5 protein-coding genes and 1 pseudogene are annotated in these 6,445 nt (G+C 29.4%); all 6 read right to left on the reverse strand.

The annotated features are described in order from the left end of the window. Positions 1–400 (reverse strand): UvrD-helicase domain-containing protein (locus tag ACLUJM_RS12325; RefSeq protein ID WP_412412929.1); only part of this gene is annotated, 400 nt, incomplete at its 3' end. Then, positions 385–2,406 carry an AAA family ATPase gene (locus ACLUJM_RS12330; RefSeq protein WP_412412930.1) on the reverse strand — a complete coding sequence of 674 codons (2,022 nt, stop codon included), beginning with the start codon at positions 2,404–2,406 and terminating at the stop codon, positions 385–387. The genes ACLUJM_RS12325 and ACLUJM_RS12330, both read right to left, overlap by 16 nt. Positions 2,407–2,415: 9 nt before the next feature. After that, positions 2,416–3,537, reverse strand: a complete 1,122-nt coding sequence (locus ACLUJM_RS12335; RefSeq protein WP_412412931.1) for a restriction endonuclease subunit S — start codon at positions 3,535–3,537, stop codon at positions 2,416–2,418. Continuing rightward, positions 3,534–5,399, reverse strand: a complete 1,866-nt coding sequence (locus ACLUJM_RS12340) for a class I SAM-dependent DNA methyltransferase (protein WP_412412932.1) — start codon at positions 5,397–5,399, stop codon at positions 3,534–3,536. Before ACLUJM_RS12340 ends, ACLUJM_RS12335 begins: the two co-directional genes overlap by 4 nt. A 4-nt stretch (positions 5,400–5,403) precedes the next feature. Next, the gene (locus ACLUJM_RS12345; protein ID WP_412412933.1) at positions 5,404–5,619 is read right to left on the reverse strand and encodes a helix-turn-helix domain-containing protein; all 216 of its coding nucleotides are present in this window, start codon (positions 5,617–5,619) and stop codon (positions 5,404–5,406) included. A gap of 533 nt (positions 5,620–6,152) precedes the next feature. Further along, a pseudogene (locus ACLUJM_RS12350) lies at positions 6,153–6,445 on the reverse strand (GMP synthase (glutamine-hydrolyzing)); the annotation flags it as partial.

Consider the following 6,445-nt stretch of genomic DNA (forward strand, 5'->3'; position numbering starts at 1 on the left):
TATCTATACCATGTAATAATGACAATCCCTCCACTTGTGAACTAATAGTACTTCCATTGCACACTTTTATATTAAAATCATTTTTCATTATGCTTATTAGATCAGTTTGAAATGGTTTAATAATATTTTCAATAATAAATCCGTGTATTGTATTAATTTCTATATACTCATTAAATCCTTGAAGTCTGTTAGCTATTTCATCTACAGCTTTATTTGTATAAGTTATACATAAAATCTTTCTGTTTTCTGAATTAGTAATTAATTTATTTGTCGATATTATATTCTTTATATTTTCTACGATAAAATGAGTTTTACCGGCTCCTGGTCCTGCATAAATCTTAATATGATTCAATAATTCATTTTCTGTAAGTATATATCCTGAAGTTATTGATTTAACCATTCCAACCCCTCCATAATATACCTCGGTACGATAAGTTTGCTTATATCTTTGTCATCAAAAAAATTTTTATCTGTGATTAAACTTAATGCTACATCACCTTTTTTATTGCTGACATAGTGTAAGAACAACTTAGAAAAAATCAATTTTTCATAAAACTCTTGATACTCTGGATCTAATTCTATTTTTTTCTTATAAAAATCTAGGTACTTTGATATTAATTTAATACTCCTGCCATCAATTAATTCTTTATTTTTAATCCAATCATTTATAGATAATCCATTGTTTTTGCAAAATTCTTTCATTGTATCACTTAGTGGTAACCCAAATAGTGATGATACAATATCTTCATTTTTAAAGTTTTCTATAAATAACTCGTCTTCAAATGTGCTTCCACCTTTTATTTGAGTGACTATTTTAAATTCGTTAAACTTATAACGGCTTATTAACTTTTTAAGATGTGGAGCTTCATATTCTAAATATTCATTAAACAAACAATTTTCTCCATCATCATTAAACCATTTAAAATCATTGTCGGTAATACAAAGAATTTTCTTTTTTACTGGGTTACCATTAAATACTTCTATAAAATATTCAAAATGCTTTCCACCTATTTCTACAATTGATATATGTTCATCTTCATATGGATAACCTAGTTTTTCCATGAATATCGGCAAGAGTATTTTTTCAGCAATACCTTCAACTAGTATTATTTTGTCTGCGAACAGCATATCTGAACGAGTAACATCTAAAAATTTATTTAAATAATTTTTAGCATCTGATTTAAAAGTGCTGTCGTCTTTATCCGTTAATTGGTGCTTCAAGCTCTGTTGAAAACAATCTGAAACCTCTCCTTGTCTATCATACTGAATTATATACATTGAATCTAAACCAGACACCGCAGTTATATTACTTGAGTGCGTAGTTACAAAAACCTGCTGATTCAATTTGTTGCTTTTATTTAAGTTACTAACAAATTTGAACAATTTGTATTGCATTGCTGGATGTAAATGTGCCTCTGGCTCTTCAAGACACAAAATTTTAAAATCTTTCCCTTTTTTCACATCTGACAATTTAATAGACATATATATATTAACTAGATTATTATATCCCAAGCCATTATATACTAATGGCAAATTATAATTAAATTTAGTATCCTTTACCTCTGTTATATAGGAATCCTCTGCGGATAGTTTTGAGTTTATTTGGGAAGTTATGGAAATATTGCCTTTTTCTAAGCCTATCTCATTTTTTTCGTAGTTAAATAAATTTGACATCTTAGTAATAGATGGTTCAAGAAGTTCTTTTAAATTATTATTAAGTTCTGAAATAAGTGCGTCATACTCTCTCTTTTTTTCGCTATCTTTTAATAAAGAACTGATATCTTTTTTTATTTCTATAGCAACATCAGTACCTGTTCTTTCTGCATTAATATATTGTATATCAAAGATTTTTTTAGCCAATTTTGAATCAATATTAGTTTCGGTTTTACCATTTGTATATATCCATAAATAATGATCATTTATGTATCTATTAAGCATTAAAAAGTAGTCATCAAAATTACTTATGTCTTGAATCTCTTTTTTATATTCCTCAGTAAACTTACTATCTAAGCAAAATGTTGCCTGTATAGTTGCATAAATATTATATTTTGTGGCTTTTTCAGTGCTTATACGGCTTTCCGCCATCTTTTCCATACCTAAAAATGGTAAAAGTTTTAAAATGCTCTCATCTGTAGTATCTTCTTCAAAAATTTCGTGCTGTATATCATATTCTATCCTTATAGAAGGTGCTTCATCAATATATTTCTCTTTATAATGGATAAGATTATTTTTATTAAAATCATTAATATTAATATCAGATGGTGAACTAAGTAACCTAATAGCATGTATAAGACCAGTTTTTCCTGAATTGTTAGCCCCAATGATTACATTTAATCCATCATTAAACTCCATTTCAAAGTCATTAAAATTCCTATAGTTCTTTATTTTAATTTTTTTAATATACATATAATTTCCTCACTCAATCCTATCGCCATATGGTAAACTCTTTATATAGTTTTCCATCCATTTCCAATCAGGTATATATCCACATTTTGAATATTTCTTTTCGCTATCTATAACATAGTCATTACCATCCATTAAAACTGGTAATTTAAAAGTGAAATCTTTTCTAAAGTGTGAATTTAGTTCTCTTCCAAAAGCCTGATATTTTATTTTGCATTCGTTTCTTATCAGAGTCGAGATAAATAGTTTTGTGTGAATACTAAGTGGTTCTTTCTCTTGCAATATTCCAACATTTTGTGCCGTATAGAATGGTACTTTTTGAATAAAACAAGATCCTAAAAAACTACCACCTAGAGCTAATGACATGGCACCAGCAGGGAATGGCTTTTGTCCTTCAACTTCATCAATAAATCCTACCACACCATTTCCATTACTATCACGTGATACATAATTGTACTTTGGATTATCATTTGTTGTAGCTATTGCGTCTATTCCATTGCCCATAGATGTGTTAAATAATTTGTGCAAGTAAAATTCTTTCCATTTGTTTATATCATATATTCTGACAGACTTTGATTTATTCACTGTTGTTATCTTATCTATAAGTTTATCGTCTTTACCATCCTTTATATTTTCTATTTGTTTCATATAGCTTTCCATATATTCCCAATCTGGAATATAACCTTCGTCTGAATATTTTCTTTCAGAATCAATTAGGTTCGATCCGTTCTTATTAATTTTGACTGGCAGATTAATTATCTCATCTAAAAATTTATTTTGAAAAGCTTTTCTACCAAAAGCATATTTATATTTATTTTTATTAATGACTGTAGCAATAAATAGCCCACTATATTTATTTAAATTTTCATTTTTTAAAATACTGATTTCATCGCTAGCTGTAAATTCACCTTCAACATAAAAGCAATCCCCAAAAGTTGTATATATAAGAGAGTCTTTGACTGTAAATAATGGATTTGAAATTTTATCCGTCAAGCCATTATTAGATTGTGATGCAGAGAAATAAAATACCATCCCGTTCTCTCTATCTTCTTCAATTAATCTTTTTCCTCTTGTAACTTTAAATAATTTACCTATAACAAATTTTTTCCAATTAGATGTGTCAATTACACTCAATTTTTACCTTCCTTAATAATATATGAGTAATAGTTTCTCAAAGTTCTTTCAAAGTCATCACTTTTTAATAAACTATAGTCTGTTTCCATATAAGCCTCAGCCAACCACTCATCTTTCCAAGTAACTTTCTTCATAACAGATAATCCCGGCACTTCTTTTTTGTTTTTATATAAGTCAAGCCATTCATCTTTTGTGCTTACCCACAAACTATTCCCGTCACTATCTGTTTTTTCAACCCTACCTAATCCTTTTCTTTTTATAAATTTATCGTCTTTGAAATATCCAAAAAAAGTTTCCTTATTAGACCTTTCATGCTTTTGAGATAAATCAAAAATCATACAGCAAGCTATAGCAGCAGCACCCGGATAAAACATCTCATTCGGCAATGAAAAGACTGCTTCTAAAGTGTAATTATCTAGCATCTTCTTTTTAAATTTTTTCACATCTCCACTATTTCCAATAGCAGCTTGCATTGGTAATAGTACTGCTATTTTTGAGTTAGGTGGTATGTGCCTTGCTATATATTCTACAAAATGAAATCCTTTAGAAGGATCTTCTTTCTTACTTGAAGTCCAAGTTTTTACATATTCTGGATCGCAAAATTTTCTAGTGGCATTGTATGGTGGATTCATTAAAACAATATTTATATTTTTGTCTTTAATCCATTCTCCTCTTTCAAACATAGAAGCTTGGATAACATTTGAATTACCATCACCATGGATTAACATGTTTGTTGATGATAGACCAAAAGCTCCATCTTCGTATTCAATACCAAAAATTTGATTCCTTTTTACTTCTTCACGTTCTTCTTCTGTATCGCAATCATCCATTGCATCTGTCATTGCTCTTACTAAAAATGCGCCGCTACCTGAACAAGGATCTAAAATTCGTGAGTTTTTAGTTACTCCAACAGCTTTACACATAAAATCACAAATGTGATCTGGTGTAAATGCCTGATTCTTATCTGATTTACCAACATATTTATTAAATGTTGTAAAGAATAGATTTAATAAATCTTGTCCTGCAGTATTTGAATCATTAATAAAAGGAATTATATTGTTGTCTATAAATTCCAATATTTTTTGCAATTCATCATATGTTAAACTAGCTATATCTTGATCATCTAGCACCTTACTACTTAATACAGATAATTTGCCAGCTTTATTTAGAGTATCCACATCATTATTTTTAGATAGCAAGCCTGACAAAATATTTTTTATAGCTTTTATTATTATTTTTTCTTGACTTAAATCTTTTCCAGTATTAGGATCCAATGTCGGTTTTAAATTTTTATATGAAAGTCCATTCTTTAATGCTAATAGGCAAGTACCTACAAACTGACTCCTCAATTTCTCATTTACACCATCTGAATGTAGCATTTCATTTAAAACCTTTATTGAATCAACAACTTTAATTTTGTCATTAACTTTACCAAAAACTATATTCTCATATTCTTCAAAAGATTTTAAAACGGTTTCTTCTTTTTTCCTGTGTTCTTCATCAATAATTACTGATTGTCCATGCCAAACCCATATATCATCTCCATCTGTTTCTATTAGCATAGCAATTATTTTTTTATCAGAATAGGCTTTTTCATACCTTACATAATCCTGTAATTGTTTTCTAATTTTATTATGATCCCATCTATTAAAGCTATTTTTTGTTTCTACTAATATAACTAATCTATCATTTTCAAATCTTATGTCTAAGTATTGATGGTTTGTATCTGTGTCTCCTTTTTGGTAATCTTTTATATTTTCCCCAACAGTTCTAAGTGCTTGAACATAACTAAATTCTCCTGATTCAGTATTGCCAATCTGATACATGTCACCTATTTTTTGAATAATTTCGTATCTATTCATTTTATTACCTCACATAATCCATAATATCTTCAACTTTACACTCAAGAACACAACAAATCTTTGCTATAGTTACTAAGTCAATTCTTTTAACCTTGTTATTACAATAAGAATTAAGTTGGGTTCTTTGAAGATTTGCTTCTTTTTCTAATTTGTTTTTGCTTATATTTTTTTCTTCTAAAACCTGGTCTATTTTAAAAATAATTTTCCCAAAATTTTGCATAAATTTCTCTCCCTTGTAATTTTAAAAATCGGTATTACAATAAATTATATTATATCATATTTTTAAATCTTCTTACAGGTCTAAGATTTTTAAAGTTGAGAACAGAATTTTTATCCCACAACAATCCTATTTTCATCACGCTTTGGATTCTTTCTATCATTTTCTTTTTTTATAAAGATTTGAATGCACTTTCGATATTCCTCTTTGTTACACCAATTTATTCTGAAAGTTCAATTGATGTTAAGCTTGGATTTTATATCAAAAGTTCAATCACTTTCTTCTCGGTCTTATTCAAACCGACACTCAAACCAACATTTTATTGTCGTATTAATTATTCGTTTAGTAAATAATGTAAAATATATGTACTCAAAAAGACCGCAGTCTTCGACTACGGTCTTTTTTTGTCCAAATGTAAACCACTTGAACCTATTATTCAGTTTATTCTTTTTTACAAATATTCCCATTTTAATCCCATTTACAGTTTTTTATCTTCTGTAACCGTTGATTTTGCAAAGCTTTTAATTTTTTTGCTACTATTCCCATTCAATGGTTGCCGGGGGTTTGGAGGTAATGTCGTAGACGATGCGGTTTATGTGTTCCACTTCGTTGACGATTCTCACGCTCACTTTATCCAGCACTTCGTAGGGGATGCGCGCCCAATCGGCGGTCATAAAGTCGGAGGTGGTGACGGCGCGAAGGGCCAGTGTGTAATCGTAGGTTCTGAAGTCGCCCATAACGCCGACGCTTCGGTTGTTGGTTAAAACGGCGAAGTATTGGTTGATGTCGCGATCGATGCCGGCTTTTGCGATTTCGTCGCGGAAGATGT

This window comes from Finegoldia sp. (assembly GCF_046991905.1).
Lineage (GTDB): Bacteria > Bacillota > Clostridia > Tissierellales > Peptoniphilaceae > Finegoldia.

Excerpts from the sequence above, each read along its gene's own strand:
- ACLUJM_RS12330 (WP_412412930.1), bottom strand. The coding sequence starts at position 2,406 with ATGTATATTAAAAAAATTAAAATAAAGAACTATAGGAATTTTAATGAC.
- ACLUJM_RS12340 (WP_412412932.1), bottom strand. The coding sequence starts at position 5,399 with ATGAATAGATACGAAATTATTCAAAAAATAGGTGACATGTATCAGATT.
- ACLUJM_RS12345 (WP_412412933.1), bottom strand. The coding sequence starts at position 5,619 with ATGCAAAATTTTGGGAAAATTATTTTTAAAATAGACCAGGTTTTAGAA.